Here is a 26,670-nt window from a genome sequence, read left to right on the forward strand (position 1 = left end):
GTCGGAGTCGCCGGACGCCGATATGGAAGGAAGCTGAAAATGGCCGCGATAGATCTCTACCTCGACCCGGTGTGCCCATTCGGATGGGTGGCCGCCCAGTGGCTGCTGGATGCCGCCAACGAGCATCGGACGCCGGTCACGCTGCGGCAAATGAGCTTGGCCGTGCTCAATGACGGCAACGACGTCGACTCCCATCATCGGCCCATGATCGACAGATCGCGGCGGCTCGGGCGCCTCTTCGCGGCCGTCACCGACCAGCACGGACCGGATGGGTTCGCGCGCCTGTATCGAGCCTTCGGCGCGAGCGCCCATGACCAGCGGGAAGAGGTCACTCTCGCCGCCATCGCGGACATACTCCAAAGTCTCGGAATGGACCGGTCACTGGCCGATACCCTCGACGCCAGCGAACTGGACCAAGCCGTTGCCGACGCCCACGAGGTCAGCCAGCAAGTGCTAGGAGGGCGCGGTGGCAGCCCGATCATCGCCATCGACGGCCACGGTTTCTTCGGCCCGGTCCTCACTCGGATTCCCGATGTCGAGAAAGGCGCCGCCCTGCTCGACGCCCTGATCATCGCGGCGAGAACGCCGGAATTCGCTGCCCTGCAACGGCCGTACTCGGGCCCGCCGACCACCGAACGCGAGCAGGGCACCTGATGTGCTACTCGGTCAGCTGCCGCAGACGCGGAAAGACGACACGGTCCGGGCGCGGAGCCTACGTCGACCAGGTCCGGGTCATTGTCCCGAAAACACAGTGATCCAAGAATATCGGGTCAGACCGCTTGACAGCACTCACGGCAACGTCGGTGACTCGGGGTGCGCGGTAGCGCGCACAGCGAATGGAACGGACAGCAGACCCGCTCCGGCCATCGGCTGATGTGCAGGGCGGGTGTGGTCACACCCGCAGAATCGAAAGTCGTGGCAACGACGGTGTCGTCCATGGCTGTCCGCGCGCCCGCCGACAGCGCGAACCAGCATCATGATGCGGACTTCGGGAACGCCGGATTGCTCGATCGTCCACACGGGTACGTCCGGCGGGGTGAACGCGCCACAAGCCCTGACCGCCGCCTATCGACTCAGCGGTGGCCTAGGACATCGGCAAAAGGGACCCCGGCCTCTTCCGTCGATCATGCGCGCTGCGGTGCAGTGGGATGGATCGGCGTTTACCCCGGTCGGGAGGAGTATCTGATGAGTCGAATGACCAGGCAGGCTCGGTCGTGGGCGGCACGGCTGGGCGGTTGGCTGGCACCGGTGCTGGTGGTGGTCACTGTGGCAGCGCTGGCGATCGGCGCGGTCCTGTGGGTGTTCGGTTTAGGCGGTGCTGCCGACGGGTTCTGGATCGCGGCGACAGCGGCGGCGTTCGTTCCCGCGCTCTTCTGGATGATCGCCACGCTTGTGAAGGGCCGGGCCGGTGTCGACCTGATCGCGGTGTTGTCGTTGGCGGGAACGCTGTGGGTCGGCGAGTATCTCGCAGGCGCATTGATTGCCGTCATGCTGGCCGGTGGGCGAGCCCTCGACGCCGCCGCCGAACGCCGTGCTTCACGGGATCTGCGCGCCCTGTTGGAGCACGCACCCCGGTCGGCTCGCCGTCGTGTCGGCGATGAGGTGACGGTGATTCCGCTCGGCCAGGTCGTCGTCGATGACGTGCTGGTGGTCGCCGCGGGTGAGATAGTGCCGGTCGACGGGCGAATCCTGAATACCGTTGCGGTACTGGACGAGTCGGTGCTGACCGGGGAACCGCTGCAGGTGGAGCGTGGGGTCGGCGAGCCGGTGCGCAGCGGTGTCGTCAATGCCGGCGATGCGTTCGAGATGCGTGCGAGCGCGACGGCGGCCGAGAGTACCTACGCCGGGATTGTGCGGCTGGCCGAGCAGGCCGGCGCCGAGAACGCGCCGGTGGTGCGGCTTGCCGACCGATATGCGGCGTGGTTCCTGCCGCTCGCGCTACTGGTCGCAGGTGCCGCTTACGCAATGAGCGGGTCGGCGGTGCGGGCGGTCGCCGTCTTGGTGGTCGCGACACCGTGCCCGCTGCTGTTGGCCGCCCCGGTGGCGATCGTCTCGGGACTGTCGCGGGCGTCGCGCCTGGGAGTCGTCGTGCGTGGCGGTAGCGCATTGGAAAGCCTCGGCGACGCAACAACTTTGGTGATGGACAAGACCGGCACTCTCACCGCGGGCCGCCCACAAGTCGTCGAAGTAATAGCCGCACCGGGCCGCGAGGCGGCGGAGATGATGCGGCTGGCCGCGTCGGTGGATCAGGTGTCGCCGCACGTGCTGGCCGAAGCGATAGTCACCGAAGCACTCTCGCGCGGTATCGACCTGTCGGCACCCACCGAAGTGGCTGAGCAGGCCGGGCGCGGGGTGTCGGGCACCGTGGACGGCCACCGGGTTGATGTCGGCAAACTGCGCGACTCGTTCACGAGTGCCGGCTGGGCCCGCGCGGTCGTCAACAAAGCAAGCCTGGACTCGGCCGCGATCGCCTGGATCGTCGTCGACGGCGAACTCGCAGCAGCGATCCTGCTGCGAGACCCATTGCGCCGACACGCACCCCGCACCATTCGGCGACTGCGTGAGGCCGGTCTGAACCGACTGGTCATGCTCACCGGCGACCGGCCTGAACCCGCGCGCGAAGTCGCCACCGTACTCGACCTGGACGAGGTGTATGCCGAGCAAAGCCCCGCCGACAAGGTCGATGCCGTGCGCCGCGAACGTGAACACGCGGTGACAGTGATGGTCGGTGACGGTGTCAACGACGCCCCAGCACTGGCCGCCGCCACCGTCGGCGTCGCGATGGGGGCGCGCGGATCCACCGCCTCGTCGGAAGCCGCCGACATCGTGCTCACCACCGATCGGCTCGACCGGCTCGCCGATGCCATGGACACCGCCCGCTGGTCACGCCGCATCGCCGTGCAGAGCGCCGTCGTCGGCATGAGCCTGTCGCTGCTGGCCATGATCGTCGCTGCCGTCGGCTGGCTGCCACCCGCCGCCGGTGCGCTGCTGCAGGAAGGCATCGATGTGGCGGTGATCCTCAATGCGCTACGCGCCCTGCGTGACAATCCGGCACTGCGCACCGAACTCGCCCCTGAAACCGAGGCTATGCTGCGCCGCTTCGCCGGCGAACATGAGGCGCTGCGCGACACACTCGGATTGCTCCGCGCCGCCGCCGATCGTCTCGCCGAGCGCAGCGGCGACGAGACTGCGTTGTCCGCGGTCGAGGCCGCGTACAGGTTTCTCGTCGAGGAACTGCTGCCTCACGAAGTCGCCGAGGAAACCGAACTGTATCCGGCTCTGGCGACTCCACTCGGCAGCGTCGAGGCCACCGCCACGATGAGTCGCACGCATGCTGAGATCCAGCGACTCACCGTCCGGATCGGTAACCACCTCCGCATGGCGCGTACCACTGGCCGCATCGGCGCCGACCAGATCGATGATCTCCTGGCCTGCCTGTATGGACTCTACGTCCTGCTGAAGCTGCACTTTCGACAGGAGGAGGAGAACTATTTCACGCTCACCGACGAACCCGAATACGCCTCCCCAACAACCCAATCCGGCATCAGGCCATCCCTGCGGCGATGACCGACCTGCCAGTGGACCGCCTCCGGCTACACCGTGTCCGACCCTGGACACCCAGGGCAAGGTGGGTACAGCGACCCCGCAACAATGGGAGTCGTTGTCATTAACTCCCAGCCGATAGGGCGCCAGGCCACCACCACTGGTCGATCGAGACGGGTTCGCCGAAGTGCGAGAATGCGCGGGTGATCGATACCGATCTGCCGCGGGTGCTGGTCGTCGAGGACGACCCGCAATTGCTCGCGATGCTTGGTGGGTTGCTCACCGAGGAGGGGTATCAGGTCGACATCGCCGCAGACGGCCAGCAGGGATTGCACCTCGGTCTCACTCGCGAGTACGACGTGATGCTGTTCGATCGGGGGTTGCCCGCGATTGATGGGCTGGATCTGCTGATGAGGCTGCGGGTCCGTGGCATCGTCACTCCGATGTTGATCCTGTCCGCACTCGCCAATCCGGCGGATCGGGTGGCGGGACTCGACGCCGGCGCCGAGGACTATCTGGGTAAGCCGTTCGATGTGGCGGAATTGCTCGCCAGGCTGCGGGCTCTGCGACGCCGACACCTGGATGTCGCGCGTTCTCTGCCGGTGCCGAAAGGAAGACTCGAGCTGGACAGCCGCTGCGTCGTCGTGGCTGATACCGCGGCGGTGGTCCGGCTCTCCGAACGGGAATGCGATCTGCTGGCCACGCTGGCATCGCGGCCAGGAGTTGTATTCTCGCGCAAACAATTGCTGGCTATCGTGTTCGACGACGCCGAGAGCCCGGTGGTGGTCGATACCTATGTCCACTACCTGCGTCGAAAGCTCGGTCGCACGGCGATCGACACCGTACGTGGCCGCGGGTATGAGCTGGGACGTGGTCGATGAGGCGGCGCCGGACCGACTCAGCAGACGCGCGCCTGATCCGGCGGACGATGCTGCGGGTCGGACTGCAGTCGGCTGCCGCCGTGCTGGTGACCGTGCTGTTGCTCGGCGTGGCCGTGATCATGGTCGTATCGCACAGTGCGCGCAATGACCAGAACAGGTCGCTGGCCACAGCCATCGCCGAGGCCGACGATGTTAACGACCCACCCGCGGGGACCTGGCTGGTGATCCGGCGGGCAGGCCGCACGCAGGCCAGTCCGGGGCTGCCGCCGGGTCTGCCCGACGAGGCCGCCATGCGGCAGGCCGAACACGACGGTGCGCCGCGAACCGCGGAGGTGTCGATCGGTGACCGACGGTACCGGATCCGCACCGAGCAGCGCGGCGACGCGGTGATCCAGGCGGTGTACGACCTGCGGGCGCCCGAGCGCGAGGCACGGGGTCTGGGCGCGGTCTTGCTGGTGTGCGGAGCCATCGGAATGCTGCTGGCGATACTGACCGGTGCCTGGGTCGCGCGCAGGGCGGTAATCCCCCTTATCGCGGCGCTGACATTGCAACGCCGGTTCGTCGCCGACGCCGGCCATGAACTGCGCACCCCGCTGACGCTGTTGAGCACCAGGGCTCAGCTATTGCGGCGGCATCTGCGCGGCCACCCGGCCGAAGCCGAGGTCGACAGCCTGGTAGTCGATGCTGGTCAGCTGGCCGACATTCTCGATGACCTCCTGCTGGCGGCCGATCCCCGACAGGAGGCTCAGCCTCGGCCCTTTGATCTGGCTGCCCTGCTACGGGATGCGGTGACCGCCGCCGAACCGGCGGCCGACCAGCGTGGGGTCCGACTCGAAATGATCGCCACACCGGTGCAGCTGCAAGGTTTCGAAGCGGGCCTGCGGCGAGCCGTGAACGCGCTGTTGGACAACGGAATACGTCATGCGGATAGTCTGGTGCGGGTGGTGCTCGAAAGCGACGGCCGACATGCGCGGATCGATGTCACCGACGACGGCCCCGGCATCGATACCGATGTTCTGCCCAACCTGTTCACCCGTTTCGCGTCGACGCCGACCACCGCGAACCCGAGCGAACGACGTCGCTACGGGCTCGGTCTGTCATTGGTCAGCGAGATCGCCGCCAGGCACGGCGGTACGGTTTCGGCTCGCAATCACGACGGCGGCGGCGCGACGCTGTCGATGACGCTGCCCACCGGTGCGCAGCGCTGAATTGCCTTCATCTCCGCGTCCCAGAAACCTCCAAGAATCGGCTCATAGGGTTGGTCGCACCACGTTACCCGGTGACCGAGGAGATTCGAATGGCTATGGGGTTCAATACGATCAACGGGCTACCTACCCACATCCTGCTGGTTCACGTTGTCGTCGTACTGGTGCCGCTGGCCGCGCTAATGCTGGTGGCGTCCGTGCTGTGGCCCGCTGCTCGAAACCGCTTGAGCCCGATCACGCCCCTGGTGTCGTTGGCCGCGCTGGTGGCGATTCCGTTGACGACCGAATCCGGCGAGTGGCTCGAACACCACGCCGCCCATGATCCGTTGGTGCGCATCCACACGCAGTTGGCCGATGGTCTGCTGCCGTGGTCGGCGGCGACTTTCCTGCTGGCGGTCGTATGGTGGGCCGCGCACAGCGAGTGGGTCGCCCGGTGGTCTCGGACCGCCGGGATCGCTGCCGTTACCGCGAACCGGCTTGTCATCATCGCGATGGTTGCCGTCGCGATGGCGGTGTCCGCTGGTTCGGTGGTGCAGGTCTACCGAATCGGTGACAGCGGCGCGAAGGCCGCCTGGCATGACCGGCTCGGATCGTAGCCGGGACGGGATCGGAGCGTCGATCAGGCTGTTTTCAGGTTTGCGCTCAGGGGGCTGCGAGGCGACATCGAGCAAGCCCACGAGGTCGTGCAGCAAGTTTTCGTCGCGGTGTGGCAACAATACGTACGCGACTTCCAGGGAGAGTCGGACGATCGGGTAACGCGGCTGATCATGAAAATGGCATCGCTGCGTGTGGTCGATTACTGGCGGCGATCGGCGCGATCCAAGGAGTTCGTCGTCGGCAGTGGCGAAGACCTGGAGATGGGCTTCTCGGACAACGAGATAGCCCGAGCCCTCAAGACCTCCCGGAAGAGCGGTATCCACGCACAGATCTCGCGCCCGCAGGAAGATAGTAGAGATAGTGAACGTCGTGACGCCCGGATCCGGTTCGACCACGGATCGACTGGCGAGGGCCCTCACACAGAACTCTTCGGTGGAGGAGGTCCGCGCTCATGAGCAACGAGGAACACAGCAGTGCCGAGAAGTCCGCCCCGGTATCCATCGGCAGGGCATTCGAGGAGCTGGACGACTACCTCGCCGAGAACGACGAAACGTACCGGTTCGATGTGGACGCCGCACTGGCCGGACTAAAGCGCGCCATTGCTTCGGAGCAGCGAGACTCTGCGGGCGAGGGGATAGCGTCCCCGAGTAACGCCCGGCCGGTGGCACGCCAGCATTTGGACAGCGAGACCGTCGCGGCCTACGTGGATGGCGAACTGCGGATGAACGCCTATCTGAGCGCCGCCCAGCATCTTTCCGTCTGCACCGAATGCGCGGCGGAGGTCGACGCCCTGCAACAGCGGCGCATCGCGCTGCGCCGGGCCGGGCTGGCAGAATCGTCTGCCCCTGAAACCACGGACGCCACCCCGGCAGGTTCACCAGCCGCAGACAGCGCCATCACTGCGTCGGACGCAGGCTTCGGCAACGTGGCGCTCGCGGTGAAAGTGTCCAGCGACATCGTGACCGTGCGCCGGGCCGCTCGGGATCTGGCACGTGAGCTTGGGTTCAGCCATACCGACATAGCCATGATTTCCACCGCCATCTCCGAAATCGCCCGCAACATCACCAGTTTCGCGAGTGCAGTGAAATCCGGCTGTTCGCCGACAGCCGAGAGGGCCGCCAAGCGCTCGTAGTCCAGGCCGAGGATCGCGGTCCCGGCATCCGCGACATATCCCGCGCTCTGGAGGACGGCTATTCTACCGGCCGCGGACTCGGCCTCGGTCTACCTGGAGCCAAACAGCTAATGGATCGTCTAGTGATCGAATCCACGCCGGGACAAGGGACTCTGGTCGAGATGTGGAAGTGGATGCCCACGGCTGCATCACTGCATTCCGCCGAGGGCCACGCGAGGCCTCCCATCGAGGATGAACCAAAACCCCCTGCCCGAACGAACCCAACTCGACGCAACCAGCCCGAAACGCTCCCAGACCAAGGGAACCTGACCTCCGCGGGCTCGACGCAGACTGCCAAAGCTTCTGCGGGCACGCATCGCCCCGTCCCCGCCACCGTGACCACCTCCGTCGCGGAGTACGACGATGCGACTGTGCTGACCGTGACCGGCTACGTTGACCGACGGACTGCCCCCGCGCTTGGCAATGAGATCGAGGCAGTCCTCCGAGACCGGCCCTCAGCCCTGATCATCGACCTGTCCGCAGTCGTAGCAATGGTCATGTCGGCGGTCATTGCTGAACTGGTCCAAGCTCACCAATCGGTCGTCCCCGCCACCACGATCGTGGTGGTCGCCGCACCGGGGACCGTCCGCATACTGCGGAAGGTCAATCTGGATCAGATATTCGCCTACCCGACCCTGGACGAGGCGCTCGCCAGCGTCCGCCCGCACTGATTGCAGACGATACGACCAACGCGCTCGATCAGGCTCCGGAGACCGTGAAGCTTGTCGGCCGCATTGCCGAGCAATCGGACTCGCACAACCAGCGGTAAGCCGGTGGCGCGAACAACGGCCACCGCATCAACTCCGACCGTGTCAAAGGAGCTAGCTGTCTGCGGCAGCGCCCCTGCTTGCCCTCGCGATTTCAACTGCACTTCAGTTCACACCCCCAGACCTTCCCCGCAAAGCGGGAGACCCTCATATCTATACGCGCTGGTCAAACTCACCACCGGCGGCATCGCCCGCCAAACCTGCGGGGCCCCCACAGAAATTCGCCCTCGCCGACGCCTGACCCCCGCCTGCGCGGCCCGGGTCCCCAGGACCAGCCCAGGGGCCAGGGCACCGCACCCGGTTTCTCGTCCGACTCGTTCGTCCAATTTCCTGAAAGGCCCTACCCGGTCATTAACGACATCTCCCTTCCCGCCGTCGTCGCGACGGCCCTGCATCGCGTGTTCGCCTCTCCCCGCGCGCCCCCGACAGCCTCGAGATGTGGCTGGTGGTCACCGCTGAGGCCACCCATCAACTTGAGACTCCCGCCGAACATGCTGTGTCGCAGTGGCTTCCGGTGTTCATCTATTACGACCAGTAGCGCATCGGGGCCGAATACCACCCCGTCACCGCCGCTGTGCGGATCACCACGGGACCGCTGACCGGCATCACCTATCCCGACCCCGACAGCGCGTGCCGCGCACGTCACGGCCTATTCCACCCCCGCCCCCGACGTAGACCTCGACGTTGACATCGATAGTGACGGTGAGATCGTCAGTGGCGGTGAGGTAGTCGGTGACGACATGGTCGAGCTGATGACTCTGTTACCGACGTGGCGGCTGGGTGTCGACGACGCCCCGGCCTTCAGCCCGCTGAGCCGCGCACCACGACCCCGATGAACGGCTAGCCTGCCCGCACCCTGAAATGGCCGGTGGGACCGAGCAAAAGCCCGGCCCCACCAGCGGTTTCGTCGTCGGGGTGTCTAGTTGTGTGCGGGGTGTCTAGGTCGTGTGGTCGATGGCCTGTTCGAGCCACTCCAGCAACGCCGTGGTGGCGGTGGTGGTGTAGCCGGTGACGTGGACCCCAGAGGCGGCGAACCCTGCCGCGTCGCTGCCCTGGCGGGCCAGATCGGCCAACGCGGTACCGGTGGCCGGTGTCGTGGTAGCGGTGTAGGTCTGGGCCAGCGTCCCGAACTCCGGTGCGGTGAACGCGGAAGCGGTGGCCGCGAGCAGGTCGGTGGCGGCCGGGGCGAACCCCGTCACCGCGAGCAGCGCGGCGAGAGGATCACCGGCGGCCAGAGCCTGCACAGCGGTCCAGGCGATCTCCTGGGCTCGGCCGATGTCGGCGGCGATCCGTGCGATGTCCAGACCCGCCACGAGCCCGACGATCTGAGCGGCCACCCCGACCCACCCGGAGGTGTCCAGCGGCGCGGCCAACGTCAACGCGCGAGCCACGAGACGCAGGTCGATACCGGCGACCATGCGAACCAGGGGGGGCGAATTGGTTGTTGAGGTCCCCGGCGAGGCGGTGCAGGCCGGGGATGTCGCCGGTGCCGACGAGTGCGGGTAGCTGGGCGAGGTCGCCGATGATGGCGGGCACGTTCGCGGCGAACCCCGACAGCCCACCGAGCATGGTGACCACTTGGGCGAGCATCTGGGAGGGATCCAGACCTCCGATCGAGGTCGGAGTCGTGGCCGGTGCTGTCGCAGCCGTGCCCGGGGCTGTGCTGGGCATCGGTGCCGACGTCGAGCCCGGGATCGGTGCGGAGCTGGTCGTCGCGGTGGTCGAGGGCCAGGCGGGCGCGGGGGTGGCCTGGGCCGGAGCAGGATTGGGGGGCGAGGTCACGGCGCGGCCCACCGCGGCCAGGGCAGGCGATGCCTGCGGCGAGGTCGAGCAGTAGAGGTCACCCTCGGCACACAGCGTGCGGACACGGTCAGTGAGGGCGCCGAAGTCCTGGGAGCGCGGTCCGGCGATGCCCTGGCCGGACACGGGGTTCCCGAGCTGGGCGGTGGCCGGTCGCGGTGGGGGTCGGAGACGAGTCCGATCGCCACGACTCGGGAGGCGGGTATCGGGCATGCCTGGTTGCCGATCGCGGTGGCGAGGTCACCGACGATATCGGCGCCTTGGGAGTAGCCGGCGAGAACCACTCTCGTGCCCGAGCACAAGCCTGCGAGGGTGGCGGTGAGTGCTTGTGCGCCTGCGGTTTGCGAGGTGGTGTAGGGGGCGGTGTAGGCGAGAGTGCGCACGTCGATGTCGCTGCCGTAGCGCGCGGTGAGTCCCTGGGCGACCGGGGTGAGCATCCCCACCGGACGGGTCGGGTCGGCGGCCGGGGTTGTCTCCCATGTGCCCGGTACCAGCAGCGCGGTCCAGCGCGAGCAGGAGGCTGCAGTGGGGGCCGGTGTCGGGTCTGCGGCGGCGACACCGGCCCCGACAACGGTCGCGGCGGTGACGGCCGCACACAGCAGGCCACGAGCGGAGCGACGGGCGCGAGAGGGCCTTGGGTGGGTGTGGTGGTGAAGGCGCATGAGGGGTCTCCTATCGGGTCGGATTCGTCACTGGGGGCTCGGCGGCGGCGCGCTAGGGTGAGTCGCGCGAATCCGGTTGTGCGGGTGAAGCAATGGCGGAGGGGCGGGTCGCGCCGTAGAAGTCGTCTCCAGGCCACCGGTAGTCACTGACCTGGACGGGAGCTCCCACATCCGGCGCGTGCACCATCCGCCCGGCTCCCAGGAAGAGACCGACGTGGTGGACGTTGTTGTCGGTGGTGCCGTAGAACACGAGATCACCAGGGGCGAGCTGGTTTTCGGGGATGCGGGGGCCGGTGTGGACCTGGTCGTCGGTGGTGCGAGGCAGGGTGACTGCGGCGGCCCGGTAGGCGGCCTGGGTGAGCCCGGAACAGTCCCAGCCACCGTTGACCTCGGGACCGTTGCCGCCCCACACGTAGGCGACCCCGAGCTGAGCACAGGCGAAGGAGATCGCCTGCGCGGCAGCTGTGCTCGCGGCTGCGACGGTGTGGCAGTCACCGTCACCGGAGGGAGTGGTGGCGCGGTAGCGGGCTGCCTGGTCGAGGACTTGGTCGACGTAGGAGTCGGCGTGGTTGTAGGCGAAGATCGCCGCACGCAGATCCGCGGGCGCACCGGAGTCGCACAGGTAGTGGGCGGCGGCGTGGATGGCGTCGCTGGGGTTGTAGCGCGAGGGCGGGCTCGCCCCGCCCGTAGGCAGGTGGTGCCGGGCCACCACAGCCTCGAAGGTCGGTTCGAGGAACTGCATCAGGCCCCCGGCCCCGGCCGAGTTCTGTCCGGCCTGCACCCCCGGCAGAGGTGAGCGGCGGTGGTCGGTCTCGATCTTGCCGATCGCGGCGAGCACCGACCACTCCAGACCGGGACAATCACTCGCCGCGTTCTGGTAGAGCACCAGCAGTTCCGGCGGGATGTCTTCTCGCGCTTGGGGACTCGGGGTGCTGCGCGCACTCGCCGACGAACCGGAGCTGGGAGTGGGGAGCGGTTGCTGGTAGACGATGACGGTGGTGACCACGGCGGCGATCACGACGACACAGAACACGACCGAAGCGCAGCCTGCGCCGAGGGCTTTGACCAGCATCGGGTATCGGCGACCGCGTTGTTGATCAGGAGGGGGATTACGTCATGAGCCGGCGACGACGTGCGGTGACTCGGATTGTGTCGAGGAGCTGGTTGTGCAGACGCCGTCGGATCCACCGATGTTGGGACCGGCAGCGGCTGATGCGGTGCTGCGTCTGCTGTACAACGCCGCGCAGCGGCAGGGGCGGGGCAAGTCTGGAGAACCAGCCCGGCGACAGGGCGAGTTCCGCGATGAACGGAGGGCGGCGTAGTGGTGAGGTTCGCGTTCTACGGGCGAGTGTCGACCGAGGATCAGCAGGACCCGGAGGCGTCCCGGAATTGGCAGCGGGCGCGGGCGCGGGCGTTGACCGATCGGCACGGCGAGATTGTGGCCGAGTTCTTCGATGTCGGTCAGTCTCGCTTGATTCCCTGGAAACGTCGACCGCAAGCGACGCGGCTGCTGCAGGCGATGCGGGACCCGGATCGTGGTTTCGACGCGGTGGTGATCGGCGAGCCGCAGCGAGCGTTCTACGGCAACCAGTACGGCCTGACCTTCCCGATCCTCACCCACTACGGACTGCAGTTGTGGTTACCCGAGGTCGGCGGTGCGGTCGATCCGGACTCCGAGGCCCACGACTTGGTGATGTCGGTGTTCGGGGGTATGAGCAAGGGGCGAGCGCAACCGGATCAAGATACGGGTTCGTGCGGCGATGGCCGCCCAAGCCAGTGTCGAGGGCCGTTTCCTGGGCGGGCGGCCTCCGTATGGATACCGGTTGGCCGACGCTGGGCCGCATCCGAATCCGGCCAAGGCCGCCGACGGGAAGCGGTTGCATCGGTTGGAAACCGATCCAGTGACCGCCCCGATCGTGCGACGGATCTTTGCCGAATATCTCGGTGGCCGAGGGATTTTCGCGATCGCGGAGGCGCTGACCCGCGACGATGTCCCCTCGCCGTCGGCCTACGACCCTGCACGAAACCGACACCGCCCCGGGTTGCTTGGTCCAGGGGCGCGATTCGGGTGATCCTGTCCAACCCCCGCTACACCGGGCGGCAGGTGTGGAACAAACAACGCAAAGACGAAATCCTCATCGATGTCGAGGCCATCGCTTTGGGGCATGAGACCCGGATGCGATGGAACGACCGTGACCAGTGGGTCTTCTCCGATCACCTGGTGCACGACCCGATCATCGACCCAGACACATTCGAACGCGCCCAGCAGGTCTTGGCCGCGAAGGGAGCCGGCCGGGGAACGCGGGAACGGCACCGCACCCACCACACCTATATGTTTCGCGGTCGGCCGCGGTGTGGGCTGTGCCAACGGCGGATGCAAGGCCAGCGAAGCCGGGAAATGCTGCTCTATCGATGCCGGTACCCCAACGAGTACGCCCTGGCGAACAAAGTCGTCCATCCCCGCAACGTGTATCTGGCCGAACGAGATCTACTCGGCCCACTCGATGATTGGCTGGGCACCTGCTTCGCCCCGCACCGAGTCGCCGAGACCATAGAAACTCTCTACCGGTCCCAACCCGACCATGACCTCGACCCGTCAGCGGCGGCCGTCGCACAGGCGATCGAGGATTGTGACCGGATCCTGGCGCGACACCGGGCAGCCTTGGAAGCCGGTGCCGACCCGCATCTAGTGGCGCAGTGGATGGCCGAGGTGCAAGCCCGCCGTGCCGAAGCCCTCTCACGCTCACGTCCGACCGCGAGGCAACGGCGAATGACCAGCGAGGAGATCCGCGGTCTCATCAAGGAACTCGGAGATATCCGGCACGTGTTGTCCGGGGCGGATCCGCTGGACAAAGCCGAGGTCTACCGGCACCTCAACCTGCAGATGGCCTACCACCCCGCAAAACGACTCGTGCGGGTCGAGACATCTCTCGACCCGCACAGTTGGGGTTATGGTACGTGTCCGGAGGGGGACTTGAACCCCCACGCCCGATAAAGGGCACTAGCACCTCAAGCTAGCGCGTCTGCCATTCCGCCACCCGGACCGGTGTGCTCAGCAAGGTTATCGGATGTGGCTGCGTTGACCAAATCGCGGGTTTAGCTGGTGATTTTCGGTGTTTCTGCCCCGCGTTGCCCGAGCTGACGACGAGTACCTACTATTCGAGCCAGTACTTGCCGATGCGCATGTGGAACGGGTAGCGATGGGTGCGAAGAGATCCGGGCCGTACTTCTGCGGCATCGACGCGGCGATGGATGTGGTGGGCGGCAAGTGGAAGGCGCTGATCCTGTGGGAGTTGGCGAATCATGGCGTGCGCCGCTTCGGCGAGCTGCGCCGCGGCTTGCCAGGTGTATCGGAGAAGATGCTGATCCAGCAGCTGCGGGAGCTGGAGGAGGACGGCATCGTGGATCGCGAGATCTACCGCGAGGTGCCGCCGAAGGTCGAGTACCGGCTGACCGAATTGGGTAGCGCACTCAATGCGGCGCTGGAACCACTGGGTGCGTGGGGGCGCGATCGCATCGATCGGATCGGCGCCGGGCGCGTCCACCCGCCCGCGTGAGGCTCATCCCAGGATCGGCAGCGTGCGTTCCTCGGCCAGTTTCGACAATGCCTCCTGCATGATCCCGGTGACGTACTCGTAGCCGCGATCCACATCGAGCTCCGACCCAAATATCTGGTGCAGGTCGATCGGCGGCAGGAATTCGACCGTCACTTTGGTCGGCAACGGAATATGCCCGGCGAGGTCGCTGATATTCAGCCCCCACGGCAGCGCCAGCGAAATCGGGAACACCTTCAATCGCAGCGTCCGATCCAGCCGCAGCAGCCGGGCGATCCGGTCGCCGCGGGTGAGCATGAGGGCGTTCTGCTGAGCGCCGTAGTTCACGAACGGCACAATCGGCACGTTTTCGTCCCAGGCCACTCGCAGGAATCCGGTGCGCCCGGCGAAATCGAGCTGGTCCTCCTCCCAGGTCGGGCGGTGCACCTCCCAGTCACCGCCGGGATACACCAGTACCGCCGCACCACTGCGCAGCGCCGCTTTGGCACTTTCGGGGTCGGCCGCCACCGTGCCGAAACGGGACAGGAACATGCCGAGCAGCGGCACGGCCATCACCAGATTGTGGGCGAGTTGATAAAAGGGACGGTCGGGTCCGAAATAGCGCGCGAACGCCAGAGTCGTCACGAGCGCCTCGGGCGAGACATTGCCACCGGAGTGGTTGCCGACCAATAGCATCGGGCCGTTTTTCGGTATCCGCTCCATACCGCGTACCTCCGCCCGGAAGTACGCGCGAACCAGTTGCCAGGACGGTCCGACCGTGTGGGCGATGAATCCAGGATCCCGGTCGTTCATATCCGCCTCGGGAATCCGCGCTCGTACCTGCTGGGCGACCCAGTCGGTCGCGGTATCGATCGGTGGCAATGGCAGGTTCGGGAGCTTCATGGGTCCGGCTTTCCGGTCAAGGCTTTTGACCGGGACATACCCGGCCGTGCCGCGACCACACAGCGTCGGCGATTGCGATCAGCGTGAATCGACCCGCACCCGCGCGCGATCGCGCACCTCGCGACGGCGGGCGGTGCCGTGCGGGAACGGCTATGGCGACACGCGGGCGGTGTCAGGTGGTAGGAAAGGGTACGTGTCTGCAACTGGCGAAGTATCCGGTCCGAACACCACGTCTCGTGCCGTGTCCGAGGTGGTCGAATTGGTCAGTACGCTGATCCGGTTCGACACTTCCAACACCGGAGATCTGGCAACCACCAAGGGTGAGCGCGAATGCGCGCAGTGGGTGGCCGATCAGCTGCATCAGGCGGGATATACGACCGAGTACGTGGAGTCGGGCGCACCGTGTCGCGGAAATGTGTTCGCGCGGTTGAAGGGGGCCGATTCGAGCCGCGGTGCGCTGCTGATCCACGGGCATCTGGATGTGGTGCCCGCAGAGGCCGCGGACTGGAGTGTGCATCCGTTCTCCGGCGCGGTGCGCGACGGCTATGTGTGGGGGCGCGGCGCGATCGATATGAAGGATATGGTCGGCATGATGCTGGCCATCGCGCGCCAGTTCAAGATCGAGGGGACGGTGCCACCACGCGATATCGTCTTCGCCTTCCTCGCCGACGAGGAGAACGGCGGCAAGTGGGGTTCGCAGTGGCTGGTGCAGAATCGGCCCGACCTGTTCGACGGGATCACCGAGGCGGTGGGGGAGGTCGGCGGTTTCTCGTTGACCGTGCCGCGCCCGGACGGCACCGACCGTCGGTTGTATCTGGTGGAAACCGCCGAGAAGGGGCTCGGTTGGATGCGGTTGCGCGCCAAGGCGCGTGCCGGTCACGGCTCATTCCTGCACGAGGACAATGCCGTCACGATTCTGGCCGCGGCGGTGGCGCGCTTGGGCAAACACACCTTCCCCCTGGTACTTTCGGATTCGGTCGCCGAATTCCTGGCCGCGGTCGCCGAGGAGACCGGCCTGGAATTCGATCCGTCGAGTCCCGATATCGAGGGCCAGCTCGCGAAGTTGGGCACGATCTCCCGCATTATCGGCGCGACACTGCGCGATACCGCGAACCCAACCATGCTGCAGGCGGGTTACAAGGCGAATGTGATCCCGCAGACCGCCGAGGCGGTCGTGGACTGTCGCGTGGTGCCGGGGCGGCAGGCCGCGTTCGAGCGTGAGGTGGACGAGCTGATCGGCCCGGATGTCGAGCGCGAGTGGATCACCAAACTCGATTCCTACGAAACGACATTCGATGGACATCTCGTCGACGCGATGAACGACGCCATTCTCGCCCACGACCCGCAGGGCCGCACCGTGCCCTATATGCTCTCCGGCGGCACCGACGCAAAGGCCTTCGCCCGCTTGGGTATTCGCTGCTTCGGTTTCGCACCGCTGCAGCTGCCGCCGGAGTTGGACTTCACGGCACTGTTCCACGGCGTCGATGAGCGGGTTCCGGTGCAGGCACTCGAATTCGGCACCCGGGTGCTGGAACACTTCCTGTTGAACAGCTGACGATCGAAAGGACTCACCGTGCCCGACTACTCCTACAACCCGTACGACGCGCTGCCGGAGGTGCCCAGCTTCACGGTGACCTCAGAGGATGTCGCCGATGGCGAGAGCTTCGGCAACGATCAGGTCAGCGGCGTCTTCGGCGCGGGCGGCAAGGATGTCTCGCCGCAGCTGTCCTGGTCTGGATTCCCTGCGCAGACAAAGAGTTTCGCGGTCACCGTCTACGATCCGGACGCACCGACCGCGGCCGGTTTCTGGCACTGGGCGGTGGCCAACATCCCGGTGAGCACCACCTCGCTGCCGCGCGGGGCGGGCAGTGAGGGTGGTGTGCTGCCCGAAGGGGCGGTCACGTTGCGCAATGACGGCGCGTTCCCGGGATTCGTCGGTGCGGCGCCACCAGCCGGACACGGGTACCACCGCTACTTCATCGTCGTGCACGCGGTGGATGTGGAGCGGTTGGAGATCGACGAGAACGGCACCCCCGCCTTTCTCGGGTTCAACCTTTTCTCGCACACCCTGGCCCGCGCCACCATCGTCGCCAAGTACGAGGTCGTCTAGACATAGCGGGAAAACGACGGTGGCCCTGAGCTTTTGCTCAGGGCCACCGGTCATTACGAGACGTTCACCACCGATTCGGGCAGCGGCGTGGTGTAGAGCGAGGCGATCTCCTCGGCGTACTTCGCCGCGATCGGGTTGCGCTTGAGCTTCATCGTCGGGGTCAACTCATCACCGCCCGGCTCCCACGGCGTCCCGACCACGGTGAATCGCTTGATCTGCTCGACTCGCGACAGCTTGCGGTTGCCCGCGACGACCGCGGCCAGCACCTCGTCCAGAATCTCCTTGCGGGTGGCCAGTGCGGCCAGATCGTCGGCGGGCGCGTCGATTTCCTTGGCCCGGATGGCCGCGGTGTCCGGGTCGAGCACGATCAGCGCGGAGATGAACGGTTTGGCCTCACCGATCGCCACCACCTGACCGACCAGCGAGGAGGCGGCCTTGACCGCGTTCTCGATATTGGTCGGGGAGATGTTCTTACCCGACTCGTTGATGATCAGTTCCTTCTTGCGGTCCACGATCCGCACATAGCCGTCGGCATCGATGGTTGCGACGTCACCGGTGGCCAGCCAGCCGTCGTCGAGCGCGTCCTTGGTCTTATCGGGCTGCTTGCGGTAACCCGGCGTGACGATCGCGCCGCGCACCAGCAGTTCGCCGTCCTCGCCGAGCCGCAACTCGAGGCCTTCGACGGCCCGGCCGACCGAACCCGGGCGCGGCTTGGCCAGTTCGGTGTAGGTGGCCACACCGGTTGTCTCCGACATGCCCCATACCTCGCTGACTGTGAACCCGAGTCCGAGGAAGTATTCAAGGGTTTCGGCCGGGATCGCGGCGGCGCCCGAGGCGGCCACCTTGAGGTTGTCCAGGCCGAGCGCGGCCCGCAGCTTCGAGAGCACCAGCGCGTCGGCGACCTTGTACTGCGCCGCGAGCAGCGGGCTGCGGCCCTTACCTGCCAGCTCGGCGCGCGCCGCCGCGACGCCGGTGTTGATGGCCCAGTTCGCCAGTGCCTTCTTCACCGGGCTCGCTTCGGTGGCCACCTTGCCGTCGATACCGGCCTTGATCTTCTGCCACACCCGGGGCACACCGAAGAATACGGTGGGACGCGCGTCGGGCAGTGCGGCGGCGATCTCACGCGGATCCGGTACGCAGGTGATCAGGATGCCGGTGAGCAGGCTGATGGCATGGCCGGAGATGCGGTCGGCGACGTGCGCGGCGGGCAGATAGGAGATCGCGCGGTCGTCGAGGCCGACTCGCAGCGGGCCGTTGACCAGCGCGATGATCTGGGCCAGCACATTGCGGTGGGTGATCTCTACACCCTTGGACGGGCCGGTGGTGCCCGAGGTGTAGATCAGCGTGGCGAGATCATCGGGGGTCACCGCCTGCCAAGCGGCGTCGAAATCGAAGTCGGCGGCCGGATTCGCCTCCAGGTCGGCGAGGCCGACCGCATCGGCGGCCGGACCGTCCACCACCACGATGTGTTCGAGCTGCACACCCGCGCCCTTGATGACGTCGAGGAAGGCGCGCTCGGTGATCACCACCTTGTTCTCCGCATTGGTGAACAGATGCGTGATCTGCTCGGATGAGCTGGTGTTGTAGATCGAGAACGGTGTAGCGCCCAGATGCAGTGCCGCCGTATCGACCAGATTGAACTCGGGCCGGTTGGTGAGCATGATGCCGACGGTGTCGCCGTGGCCGACGCCAAGGCCGGCCAGTCCCGCCGCCAGCGTGCGCACCCGCTCGCCGTATTCGCGCCAGCTGATCTCCGTGGTGCCGCCGACCGTCCGTAACGCCACCTGATCCGGTCGTAACTTCACGGTCTCCTGGAATGCCTGCGGCACCGTGTACACCGTCTTGCCGGACTCGTGCGCGAAACCGATTTCTGTTGTCGTCATCTTCCCGTTTCCCGATATCTCTGGCGTGAACCGCGCCCGGAGCGACCGCATGGTTTCCACACGGTTCGAGACCCGCTGCTCCTGATAAATTGCAAGCGACTCTATCTCATCGTGTCACACGGTTCGATAGCACCATGTGGCGCGGCTCACTCATGGTAGCCAGACCGGGGTAATCGTGTCCGTTACTTCTATACGGACGAATCGGACCCCGCATCGCGCCCCCACGGCAGATCCGCGCCCCGCAGCCAGATCCGGCGAAGTGTGCTTGGCCGCACTTTGACGCGCACGCGCCGGACCGTGTGACGCGTGCGCAGTGCAGGTCCGAGCCGCGACCAGATACGCAGAAAGGGCCCCGGTCGCTCGGGCACGGACTCCATGCGCGGCTCGCACAGCATGCCGTACGGCGGGATCATGTGCCCGCGACGGCGCCGTTTCGCCTCCAGATATTCAGCGGCCCGTTGGCTCAGCGGTTCGGTGTGCAACGGCACCCGGGTGACCGCCAGACCGGTCGAACGCAATTGGTCGACCTTCGCGGGATTGTTCGTGAGCAGTCGCACTGTGGTGAGTCCGAGATCCTGCAAGCTTTTGGCCGCAGCGTGGTAGGTGCGGCTATCCGCGGGCAGGCCAAGACTCTCGTAGCTTGCGAAGGTATCAATTCCGCGGCGTTCACTCTCCCGGTAGCCGAGCGCCTTCGCGATCAATCCGCTACCCCGGCCCTCCTGCTCCAGATAGATGAGCACGCCGCCGCTCTCGTCCCATATCCGGTCCAAGGCCTGGTCGAGTTCGGGCCCACAGTCGCAATCCTGCGAGCCGAGCGATTCGCCGTACAAACACCGCGAGTGAATTCGGACCAGACATCCGTCGCTCACCTCGCCATATAGCAGCACATACCCGCACTCGGCACCGCCGGACACCTCCATCACACGAAGTTGCAGGTCCCGCCCGTTGCGGGTGAACCGATGGGCGGTGTCGTCGTGAGCGCTCGAGTTGTCCACCACGGTGACCTCCGATTTCACGACCGGGATATGTAGCCTGGTGCGCTTGCTCGATCGCGGCGCCATACGCGCGGGAGCTTCCCCACGCCGATTTCGCCGCGCGAGGTCGATCGAGCGACATCGGCGCGCTCGCGCGACCGATGTCCGTCCCGTCCGGACGTCCGAGATGTCTTGACTCGCAGACGGAATCACTGGCCGGTCGCGATGGGAATTCGATATCGGTTGTGCCGCGGGAAGATCATCGACCAGCCGATCTGGATAATACTGCGCCATACCAGATCCATGCCGCGTGGTCTAAATCACAGCTGCGAAGAATTTGCGAATGTGACTGAGCGCCTAGCCGAATGAGCGGACCCTGTTGTCGGAAAAGCCAGCCACGCACATCGGTTCGCGCATCATCCGACCAGGGCTGCTGTCCGATTGCTGAGAAAGCTGGATCCGGGAGCGCGCCGGCCTATCGTCCGGGCGGCGAGAGCCGATGCACACCACTGCCGACAGTTCGGCGAGCAGCCTTGGAGCCGTGTCGTTTTCGCAGTTACGTACCGAACTGGTCCGCACCGGCGTGCGCCATTGCGCGAGCACGTCGGCGCCCGATCCCGCGAGGTGTGGGAGGGCGAGGTTCTCCTGGCGCGCGGATGTCATCCGATACCTCACCCAGGTCCGGATACAGGTAGCACGGCTGCTCGACATCGACCACCGACCGACGTGCCGCGTTGCGTATTCGTCGAGCGGGTCGGTACCCCCCACGCCTGTCGGGCCACATGCAAAGACCCAGGACCACCAAGCCCGTCGCAGCCGAAATCGTGGCGACGCCTATGTATCCGAGCAGAGCAGAGGGCAGCGCCATCACCGGAATCGCCACGGATGCCAGGTGAATACGGGCGCGTCGCTCCCGACTGACTTGCTCGACCGGCGAAACAGCCAGCAGTCTCGGGATCTGGTGTCCGCGATGACGCCGTTTGGCCTGCAGATATTTTCGCGCCCGCTCGCTGCGCGGCCAGGTGTGCAGCGGCACCCTGGTCACCGTGAGTCCGGCCTGCTCCAGCGGTTCCACCTTGTCGGGATTGTTCGTCAGCAGTCGTACCGATGTGAGTCCGAGATCACGCAAGCATTGGGCGGCCAACTCGTAGGACCGTGAATCCGCGCTCAGCTCCAGCCGCGCATAACTGGTGAAGGTATCGATGTCGAAGCGTTCGCTGGTCTGTAGCCCACGGGCCTTGTTGATCAGCCCGGCGCCGCGGCCCTCCTGTTCCAGATAGATCAGCACGCCCGCGCCCTCGTTCTGGATCATGTCCATGGCCATATCGAGCTCGGGGCCGCAGTCGCAGTCATCTGACCGCAGCGCGTCGCCGTAGAGGCAGCGGGAGTGGATCCGGACCAGACAGCCATCGCTGATTACGGGGGATCCGTGTGTCGCCTGCCCGAAGACCAGTGCGTGCCCGCCATCGACACCGTGCGGTATCGGCACGACGCCGACCTGTAGTTCGCGACCCCGGCGGGTCAAGCGGTGCCCGGTCTCATCGAGGCTAGACGCCGCTTCGGTCACGCTGGCCCTCCGATACATGGGATGAACTTGCAGGTGATGTGGCCTCGCCGATCGCCGTAACGTCCGCCCGTGACGGGTGCGAGCCAATTTACACACCAACCGAGGGGGGCCGCGTCAGCGGGGCCTCGACGCATCCTAGGCGCTCAGCCCGTGGTCGGCTCGTCGGCGGCGATGTGGACGATCCGATCGATATCGTGCTCCCGCGGCATCGCGTCCGGCACATCGCCGAACGACTGGGTGGCCACCATTGCCGCAGTGGCCCAACGGAATACCCGCTGGTCGACCGGTCCGGCCGTACCGACGAGTTGGCGCGCCAGAGCGGCCGAGAATGCGGCCGCCGCACCTGGTGAGTCGGCAAGCGCGACGGGGAAGTCGGCGATGCGGGTGTTGACGGCATCGGATCGCACCGTGCAGTGGAAGCCGTCGATCACACACACCGCACGAACACCCAGCATGCGCAGCCGTTGTGCGATGTTCTCGGCCGAGCCGATATCTTCCCCGGGCAGCATCTTGGCGAGTTCCCCTGTGGTGCCGACCAGGTAATCCACGGTGTCGAGGTAGCCGTACAGATACTGAGGGCTTTCGACGGCCGGGGTGGCATTCACCAGCAGCAGCGGACGCGGATTCAGGGCACGGATGGCGGCCATGGTCCGCTCGACGACATCGATCGGCTGCTCGAAGGTCAGCAGCACCGCGTCCGAGGCGGCCAGAGCGGACCGCACCTCCGGATCGCGGGGGTCATGGGTACCCAACCGGATCCGCTCATCCTTACAGCTGATGTAGCTCGAGGTCCCGGTGCTGGTGATCATCACGGCCGTCACTTGGGTCTGCGCGCCGGGGACCTCCTTGACCAGGCGGATGTCGACGTTCTCGGTTTCCAGATAGTCGCGGATATATCTGCCCGCGTCGTCGGCGCCGACCGCGGAGACCAATCGCACCTGAAGTCCCAGCCGTGCCGCTGCCACCGCACGATTGAGCCCCTTGCCACCCGCGTGCATCTCGAATCCGCCCGGCGTCGACTTGCCCGCCACCGGAATCTGCCCGATGCGGTATATATGATCGATCACGGAGTCGCCGATGACTGTGACGATTCCGCGTTGCGGCTGCGAATCCGGCAGCGTCACAAGCACTTTCGGTTCGGGAGTGAAACGATATCCGGATCGGCCGGCGTAGCTCGACGCGGCCACGAGCTGTCCCGCCAACGCGGTGAACGCCCGGCGCTCGGGCGTCGCTCGCAGGGAGCGCACGCTCGGCGGAGACGTGATGTCGTCTGCTCCGACCGTGCGATGCAACAGTTCCCACACCGCCGTGAGATATTCACGCCGCTCGCCGAGATCGGCCGCGTAGAGGCGCGCCAGATCGATTCCGTGCGGCGACTTTTCGCGCAGGAGTCCCAGCGACAACTCAGCGTCGGCGATCAGCCGGTGCGTCGGCGCCAATTGCCGGGCGAGGTCCCGAATCACCGGCAGGACGGCCTGCTCCACCGAGATGCCCTCGCGGCCCGCTCGCTCCTTGACAACGGGCAAATCCAGCAGGGGAGCGACGTCGATTTCCGTGGTGCGCAACCGATCCGCACTCAGGCCCGAACGTTTGCTGAGCCTGGTGAGAATGTTGCGGATGGCAACCGTGCGTGAGTCCTGCTGGACCATAGGCGGGCCTGTCCTCCATGACGCTGCGATCGTTCCCTGTGCCACTCTCACGATATGCCAATCGTCCGGGGTTTAGCCGTCGAGCGAACCGGCAATTACCAACTTACAACGGCAATTGACCGTAGTGAACGGCAAATGCCACACTGAGTTACGGCGACCAAGCGTCGTCCGCCAGATGACTCGGGAGGGCCCTGGTGATGAGAGTGATTCTGCTGATACGGCACGCACGGCGGCACGGGGAGCCGAGAGCCGGCGGCACCGAAACCGAGCTCGTTGCGAACCTCGCCACGGCCTAGGCGAACGAATCGAGTTCGCCGGAACGACATTTCACCCGATCAAGTCGACTCGTCGCCTGCTCCATCCGACGGCAACGAGCCCCGGCTGACCGCGACACAGTGGTCGACCGGGGCTCAGTGCACCCGAAATGCGGTCGGCGACAGCTCGGGCACCCCGGAGACAGCCGTGACGATCTATGAATGCAGCCGGTCGATGACCAGTAGCGTCACGCCCGACGAATGGGCATGGCGAGCAGGCCGCGAGGAACCGGCATGGCGATTGAGCTGGCTACCCGACCAGCTGACCCGCGAACAGGCCTGGGCCGGAATGCGATTGCAGGAGATGCTGAGCCACCCGGACCCGGCATCGGACCACGACGCGCACGCGCGGGCATTGGCCGATCAACTCGGTATCACCGTGCAGCAGGCACTGCACACGCTGCACCAACGGATGCTCGACCGGAGGCATTCGTGACCAGCTACGTACCCCCCGAGCTCATCGGGCTCGAATTGCTACACCGGAGGCACCCATGACCGTCGACACCACCGACTGGACCATGATCAGCGATATCACCCCCGAGTCGGCATACCGTCAGATCGGGTCGGGGGCCGCGGTCTGGCGACTGAGCTGGCTGCCGGATCGGCTGCTGACCCGCGAACAGGCGCTCGCGGGCATGGAACTCGACGAGATCCTCAGCGATCCGGATATCGTGCACGATCGGCACGCCCACGCCGACGCGGCCATCCTGGCCGGACGTGTCGGCATCATCTGGGAGCAGGCGGTGATCCTGTTGTCGAAGCGGATACTGACTCGACTACGCCAGCGTCCCAGCGGGATTCAGGACGACCCGGTGGACGGTGAATCCGCCTCTTGGATGTCGCTGCACGGCGACCGGACACCGTGGGTGTTCCGATAGTGTGCGGCGCCGCGGGGCATCGGCCGCCGGGAGGGGAGGCGGCCGATGTCATCGCGACGCGGGATACCGAGCCACGACCGCATCGATCGTGGCGGAGGTCGGCATACCGACCGGTACCGGACCCTCCACGGAGGTCGATGCCATCGCAGCGGTTGCCCAGTAGTAGTCCGGGCCGGTGGCGGGTCGCTCGGTCAGCAACAGCCGATACGCCAGCGCGGCACCGAACGCGGCACCGCCGCCAAGTGAATCTCCTTGTCGCGCTGCTGGATTCGCGGGCAGATCGAGGTTCACCGTGTCGGATCGGACGCGGCAGGCGAGGTGCTCGACCGCGCAGACACTGCGCACCCCCCGCGCGCGCAACCACGGCGCGACCGACGAGTCGAAATCCGCATCGCGTGTGCCTGCCAGGTCACCGAGCTCCCAGGGCGCCCCGATCAAATAATCGATCCTGTCGAGGTGGCGGAGCAGGTCGTGAGGTGCCTCGATCGGCGGTGCGGCGTGCACGATCAGCACGGGCGCGGGCCGCAGGCTCCGGACGGCGGCCAATACCCGATCGATCACCCAGCTCGGCTGTTCGAACGTCAGCAAGACCACATCCGCGGCGGCGAGCCCGTCACCGATGTGCTCGACATCGGGCACGATGCCATCCTCACGACAACCGATCGTGGTGCTCACGCCCGTCGGGTTGACCACCACCATCGTGATCGCGCTCGGCACGCCGGGTACGACGCGCACATGTTCGGTATTCACCCGCTCGGCACGCAGGTAGGCCAGTATCCGCCCGCCCGCGTCGTCGTCGCCCACCGCTGAAATCAGTCGCGATCGCAGGCCGAGTCGTGCCGCGGCGACGGCGCGGTTCAGCCCCTTGCCACCCGGATGGGCTTCGAAGCGTCCGTGCGCCTCCGGCCCTGCGGAAGGAACGTGATCGACACGGTAAATGTGATCGCTGACGGCGCCCCCGACGACGGTGACCACGCCACGAGGAACACACGCGTTCGCCGGTTCGGCATTCGTTCCCGGGTCGTGCGGGACCATGCGCCGCCCCCTCTGGGTGCTGCATTCGATATGTCTTGCCGCACACCAGCTTAGGCCCCACACACGCGAAATGGCATGTGCCGCAACAATGCATCGACCGCGCGAAACGACCGGTCGGGATCAGGTATGAGCCACGTGCTCCGCGCCGACCGCCTCGGCGATCGAGTGGTAACCGGCTTCGCGCAGCCGCTGGGCGATCCCGCGGTGGATATGGCGCATCCAGAACGGACCGCCGTAGATGAAGCCGGTGTAGCCCTGCAGCAGGGTGGCGCCGGCCTGGATGCGCTCCCAGGCCTGGTCGGCGGTTTCGATACCGCCGACCGAGATCAGCACCAGATGGTCGCCCACGCGGCGGTAGAGCCGCCGCAGCACCTCCAGCGAGCGCTCGGCAACCGGAGGACCGGACAACCCGCCCGCGCCCATGGCCGCGACCTGGCCGGCATCGGTGCGCAGGCCGTCGCGGCGGATGGTGGTGTTGGTGGCGACGATCCCGGCCAGGCCGAGTTCGACCGCGAGGTCGGCGACGGCGTCCACATCGTCGTCGGACAGGTCGGGGGCGATTTTCACCAATACCGGGACCTCGACGCTGTCGAGGACGGCCTGCAGCACCGGGCGCAGGGATTCGACGGCCTGCAGATCCCGCAGACCGGGAGTGTTGGGGGAGCTGACATTGACGACGACGAAGTCGGCCAGCGGCCCGAGCAGAGATGCGCTCACCGCGTAATCGGCCGCCGCGTCAGCGGGTTCGACGATCTTCGTCTTTCCGATATTCGCGCCGATCGGGACACCGCCGCGGCGGTTGCGCAGATGTTCGGCAGCTGCTGCGGCGCCGTGGTTGTTGAATCCCATCCGGTTGATCAGGCTGTGGTCGGCCGACAGCCGGAACAACCGCGGCGCGGGATTGCCCGGCTGGGCCTGCGCGGTGACGGTGCCGATTTCAGCGAATCCGAATCCCAGTGGCGCCCAAGCGTTGACACCGTCGGCGTTCTTGTCGAACCCGGCGGCCAGCCCGAGCGGCGCGGGGAAGTCGATGCCGAAGGCGTGATTGCGCAGGATCGGATCGTCAGTGGTCAACACCTTGGTCATCGCCCAGCGCGACGGCGCGAACCGGGCCGCCAGCCGCATGACCGTGAACGCCAGATGGTGGATGCGTTCCGGCGGCAGCAGGAACATCAGGCGCAGCAGCAGTGAATACATG

General features: G+C 66.4%; 24 protein-coding genes, 1 tRNA gene and 3 pseudogenes. 17 read left to right on the plus strand and 11 right to left on the minus strand.

The features are described 5' to 3' along the window. Positions 1 to 39 precede the first annotated feature (39 nt). From ACIBJI_RS30575 to ACIBJI_RS30610, 8 genes and pseudogenes are all read left to right on the plus strand, one after another. Positions 40 to 654 carry a disulfide bond formation protein DsbA gene (locus ACIBJI_RS30575; RefSeq protein ID WP_397086876.1) on the plus strand — a complete coding sequence of 205 codons (615 nt, stop codon included), beginning with the start codon at positions 40 to 42 and terminating at the stop codon, positions 652 to 654. 540 nt (positions 655 to 1,194) lie between these two features. Next, the gene (locus tag ACIBJI_RS30580) at positions 1,195 to 3,567 is read left to right on the plus strand and encodes a heavy metal translocating P-type ATPase (RefSeq protein ID WP_397086971.1); all 2,373 of its coding nucleotides are present in this window, start codon (positions 1,195 to 1,197) and stop codon (positions 3,565 to 3,567) included. Positions 3,568 to 3,746: 179 nt separating this feature from the next. Then, entirely contained in the window at positions 3,747 to 4,424 is a 678-nt protein-coding gene (locus ACIBJI_RS30585) for a response regulator transcription factor (RefSeq protein ID WP_364348314.1), read from the plus strand. After that, positions 4,421 to 5,632, plus strand: a complete 1,212-nt coding sequence (locus ACIBJI_RS30590) for a sensor histidine kinase (RefSeq protein WP_397086878.1) — start codon at positions 4,421 to 4,423, stop codon at positions 5,630 to 5,632. The genes ACIBJI_RS30585 and ACIBJI_RS30590 overlap by 4 nt, the downstream gene beginning before the upstream one ends. 89 nt (positions 5,633 to 5,721) lie before the next feature. Next, the gene (locus tag ACIBJI_RS30595) at positions 5,722 to 6,225 is read left to right on the plus strand and encodes a hypothetical protein (RefSeq protein ID WP_397086880.1); all 504 of its coding nucleotides are present in this window, start codon (positions 5,722 to 5,724) and stop codon (positions 6,223 to 6,225) included. Between the two features lie 635 nt (positions 6,226 to 6,860). Next, positions 6,861 to 7,052, plus strand: a pseudogene (locus tag ACIBJI_RS30600) (hypothetical protein); the annotation flags it as partial. A 69-nt stretch (positions 7,053 to 7,121) separates the two neighbouring features. Continuing rightward, positions 7,122 to 7,546 (plus strand): annotated as a pseudogene (locus tag ACIBJI_RS30605) (ATP-binding protein); the annotation flags it as partial. A gap of 186 nt (positions 7,547 to 7,732) precedes the next feature. Beyond that, positions 7,733 to 8,068, plus strand: coding sequence for an STAS domain-containing protein (locus tag ACIBJI_RS30610; protein ID WP_397086973.1), 336 nt, complete (start codon positions 7,733 to 7,735; stop codon positions 8,066 to 8,068). Between the two features lie 1,034 nt (positions 8,069 to 9,102). Here ACIBJI_RS30610 and ACIBJI_RS30615 read toward each other — a convergent pair. Then, entirely contained in the window at positions 9,103 to 9,582 is a 480-nt protein-coding gene (locus tag ACIBJI_RS30615) for a hypothetical protein (RefSeq protein WP_397086882.1), read from the minus strand. Positions 9,583 to 9,689: 107 nt separating this feature from the next. Here ACIBJI_RS30615 and ACIBJI_RS30620 point away from each other — a divergent pair, with 107 nt between their 5' ends. After that, positions 9,690 to 10,001, plus strand: a complete 312-nt coding sequence (locus tag ACIBJI_RS30620; RefSeq protein WP_396959104.1) for a hypothetical protein — start codon at positions 9,690 to 9,692, stop codon at positions 9,999 to 10,001. Here the strand turns inward: ACIBJI_RS30620 and ACIBJI_RS30625 are convergent. Next, the gene (locus ACIBJI_RS30625) at positions 9,943 to 10,626 is read right to left on the minus strand and encodes a cutinase family protein (protein ID WP_397086883.1); all 684 of its coding nucleotides are present in this window, start codon (positions 10,624 to 10,626) and stop codon (positions 9,943 to 9,945) included. The genes ACIBJI_RS30620 and ACIBJI_RS30625 overlap by 59 nt on opposite strands. 52 nt (positions 10,627 to 10,678) lie before the next feature. Next, positions 10,679 to 11,698 (minus strand): NlpC/P60 family protein, encoded by a 1,020-nt coding sequence (locus ACIBJI_RS30630; RefSeq protein ID WP_396959108.1) that lies wholly within the window; start codon positions 11,696 to 11,698, stop codon positions 10,679 to 10,681. A gap of 276 nt (positions 11,699 to 11,974) precedes the next feature. Here ACIBJI_RS30630 and ACIBJI_RS30635 point away from each other — a divergent pair. The 3 genes and pseudogenes from ACIBJI_RS30635 to ACIBJI_RS30645 all read left to right on the plus strand — a co-directional run. Continuing rightward, positions 11,975 to 12,139 (plus strand): annotated as a pseudogene (locus tag ACIBJI_RS30635) (serine recombinase); the annotation flags it as partial. Positions 12,140 to 12,386: 247 nt separating this feature from the next. After that, positions 12,387 to 12,698: a recombinase family protein gene (locus ACIBJI_RS30640; RefSeq protein WP_397086975.1), complete on the plus strand. Its 312-nt coding sequence runs from the start codon at positions 12,387 to 12,389 to the stop codon at positions 12,696 to 12,698. Then, positions 12,695 to 13,621 carry a recombinase family protein gene (locus tag ACIBJI_RS30645; protein ID WP_397086977.1) on the plus strand — a complete coding sequence of 309 codons (927 nt, stop codon included), beginning with the start codon at positions 12,695 to 12,697 and terminating at the stop codon, positions 13,619 to 13,621. Before ACIBJI_RS30640 ends, ACIBJI_RS30645 begins: the two co-directional genes overlap by 4 nt. Here the strand turns inward: ACIBJI_RS30645 and ACIBJI_RS30650 are convergent. After that, positions 13,586 to 13,670, minus strand: a tRNA-Leu gene (locus ACIBJI_RS30650). The two genes, ACIBJI_RS30645 and ACIBJI_RS30650, sit on opposite strands and share 36 nt — an antisense overlap. Before the next feature lie 156 nt (positions 13,671 to 13,826). On the opposite strand from ACIBJI_RS30650, the gene ACIBJI_RS30655 reads away from it, so the two are divergent. Beyond that, on the plus strand, positions 13,827 to 14,183 hold the full coding sequence (locus ACIBJI_RS30655; protein WP_364348269.1) for a helix-turn-helix domain-containing protein: 357 nt from the start codon (positions 13,827 to 13,829) through the stop codon (positions 14,181 to 14,183). Between the two features lie 3 nt (positions 14,184 to 14,186). On the opposite strand, the gene ACIBJI_RS30660 is transcribed toward ACIBJI_RS30655, so the two are convergent. Then, the gene (locus tag ACIBJI_RS30660; RefSeq protein ID WP_397086885.1) at positions 14,187 to 15,062 is read right to left on the minus strand and encodes a lysophospholipid acyltransferase family protein; all 876 of its coding nucleotides are present in this window, start codon (positions 15,060 to 15,062) and stop codon (positions 14,187 to 14,189) included. 193 nt (positions 15,063 to 15,255) lie between these two features. Here ACIBJI_RS30660 and ACIBJI_RS30665 point away from each other — a divergent pair, with 193 nt between their 5' ends. Beyond that, positions 15,256 to 16,617, plus strand: a complete 1,362-nt coding sequence (locus tag ACIBJI_RS30665) for a M20/M25/M40 family metallo-hydrolase (protein ID WP_364348263.1) — start codon at positions 15,256 to 15,258, stop codon at positions 16,615 to 16,617. An 18-nt stretch (positions 16,618 to 16,635) separates the two neighbouring features. After that, positions 16,636 to 17,172, plus strand: a complete 537-nt coding sequence (locus ACIBJI_RS30670; RefSeq protein WP_397086887.1) for a YbhB/YbcL family Raf kinase inhibitor-like protein — start codon at positions 16,636 to 16,638, stop codon at positions 17,170 to 17,172. Between the two features lie 53 nt (positions 17,173 to 17,225). On the opposite strand, the gene ACIBJI_RS30675 is transcribed toward ACIBJI_RS30670, so the two are convergent. The 4 genes from ACIBJI_RS30675 to ACIBJI_RS30690 all read right to left on the minus strand — a co-directional run bounded on the left by ACIBJI_RS30675 (position 17,226) and on the right by ACIBJI_RS30690 (position 23,245). Further along, positions 17,226 to 19,055: an AMP-dependent synthetase/ligase gene (locus ACIBJI_RS30675; RefSeq protein ID WP_397086889.1), complete on the minus strand. Its 1,830-nt coding sequence runs from the start codon at positions 19,053 to 19,055 to the stop codon at positions 17,226 to 17,228. A 188-nt stretch (positions 19,056 to 19,243) separates the two neighbouring features. Continuing rightward, on the minus strand, positions 19,244 to 20,071 hold the full coding sequence (locus ACIBJI_RS30680) for a GTP cyclohydrolase II (RefSeq protein ID WP_364348254.1): 828 nt from the start codon (positions 20,069 to 20,071) through the stop codon (positions 19,244 to 19,246). A 514-nt stretch (positions 20,072 to 20,585) separates the two neighbouring features. Then, the gene (locus tag ACIBJI_RS30685; protein WP_397086891.1) at positions 20,586 to 21,596 is read right to left on the minus strand and encodes a GTP cyclohydrolase II; all 1,011 of its coding nucleotides are present in this window, start codon (positions 21,594 to 21,596) and stop codon (positions 20,586 to 20,588) included. 143 nt (positions 21,597 to 21,739) lie between these two features. Beyond that, on the minus strand, positions 21,740 to 23,245 hold the full coding sequence (locus ACIBJI_RS30690) for a PfkB family carbohydrate kinase (RefSeq protein ID WP_364348248.1): 1,506 nt from the start codon (positions 23,243 to 23,245) through the stop codon (positions 21,740 to 21,742). Positions 23,246 to 23,734: 489 nt separating this feature from the next. Here ACIBJI_RS30690 and ACIBJI_RS30695 point away from each other — a divergent pair, with 489 nt between their 5' ends. Then, the gene (locus tag ACIBJI_RS30695) at positions 23,735 to 23,995 is read left to right on the plus strand and encodes a hypothetical protein (protein ID WP_396955594.1); all 261 of its coding nucleotides are present in this window, start codon (positions 23,735 to 23,737) and stop codon (positions 23,993 to 23,995) included. A gap of 55 nt (positions 23,996 to 24,050) precedes the next feature. Beyond that, positions 24,051 to 24,437: a hypothetical protein gene (locus ACIBJI_RS30700; RefSeq protein ID WP_396955593.1), complete on the plus strand. Its 387-nt coding sequence runs from the start codon at positions 24,051 to 24,053 to the stop codon at positions 24,435 to 24,437. A gap of 48 nt (positions 24,438 to 24,485) precedes the next feature. Here ACIBJI_RS30700 and ACIBJI_RS30705 read toward each other — a convergent pair whose 3' ends face one another. Next, positions 24,486 to 25,472: a PfkB family carbohydrate kinase gene (locus ACIBJI_RS30705; protein ID WP_397086893.1), complete on the minus strand. Its 987-nt coding sequence runs from the start codon at positions 25,470 to 25,472 to the stop codon at positions 24,486 to 24,488. A 120-nt stretch (positions 25,473 to 25,592) separates the two neighbouring features. After that, positions 25,593 to 26,669, minus strand: a complete 1,077-nt coding sequence (locus tag ACIBJI_RS30710) for a quinone-dependent dihydroorotate dehydrogenase (protein WP_364348236.1) — start codon at positions 26,667 to 26,669, stop codon at positions 25,593 to 25,595. Position 26,670: the final 1 nt, after the last annotated feature.

Origin of the sequence: Nocardia sp. NPDC050408 (genome assembly GCF_044458905.1) — a bacterium.
Taxonomy (GTDB): Bacteria; Actinomycetota; Actinomycetes; order Mycobacteriales; family Mycobacteriaceae; genus Nocardia.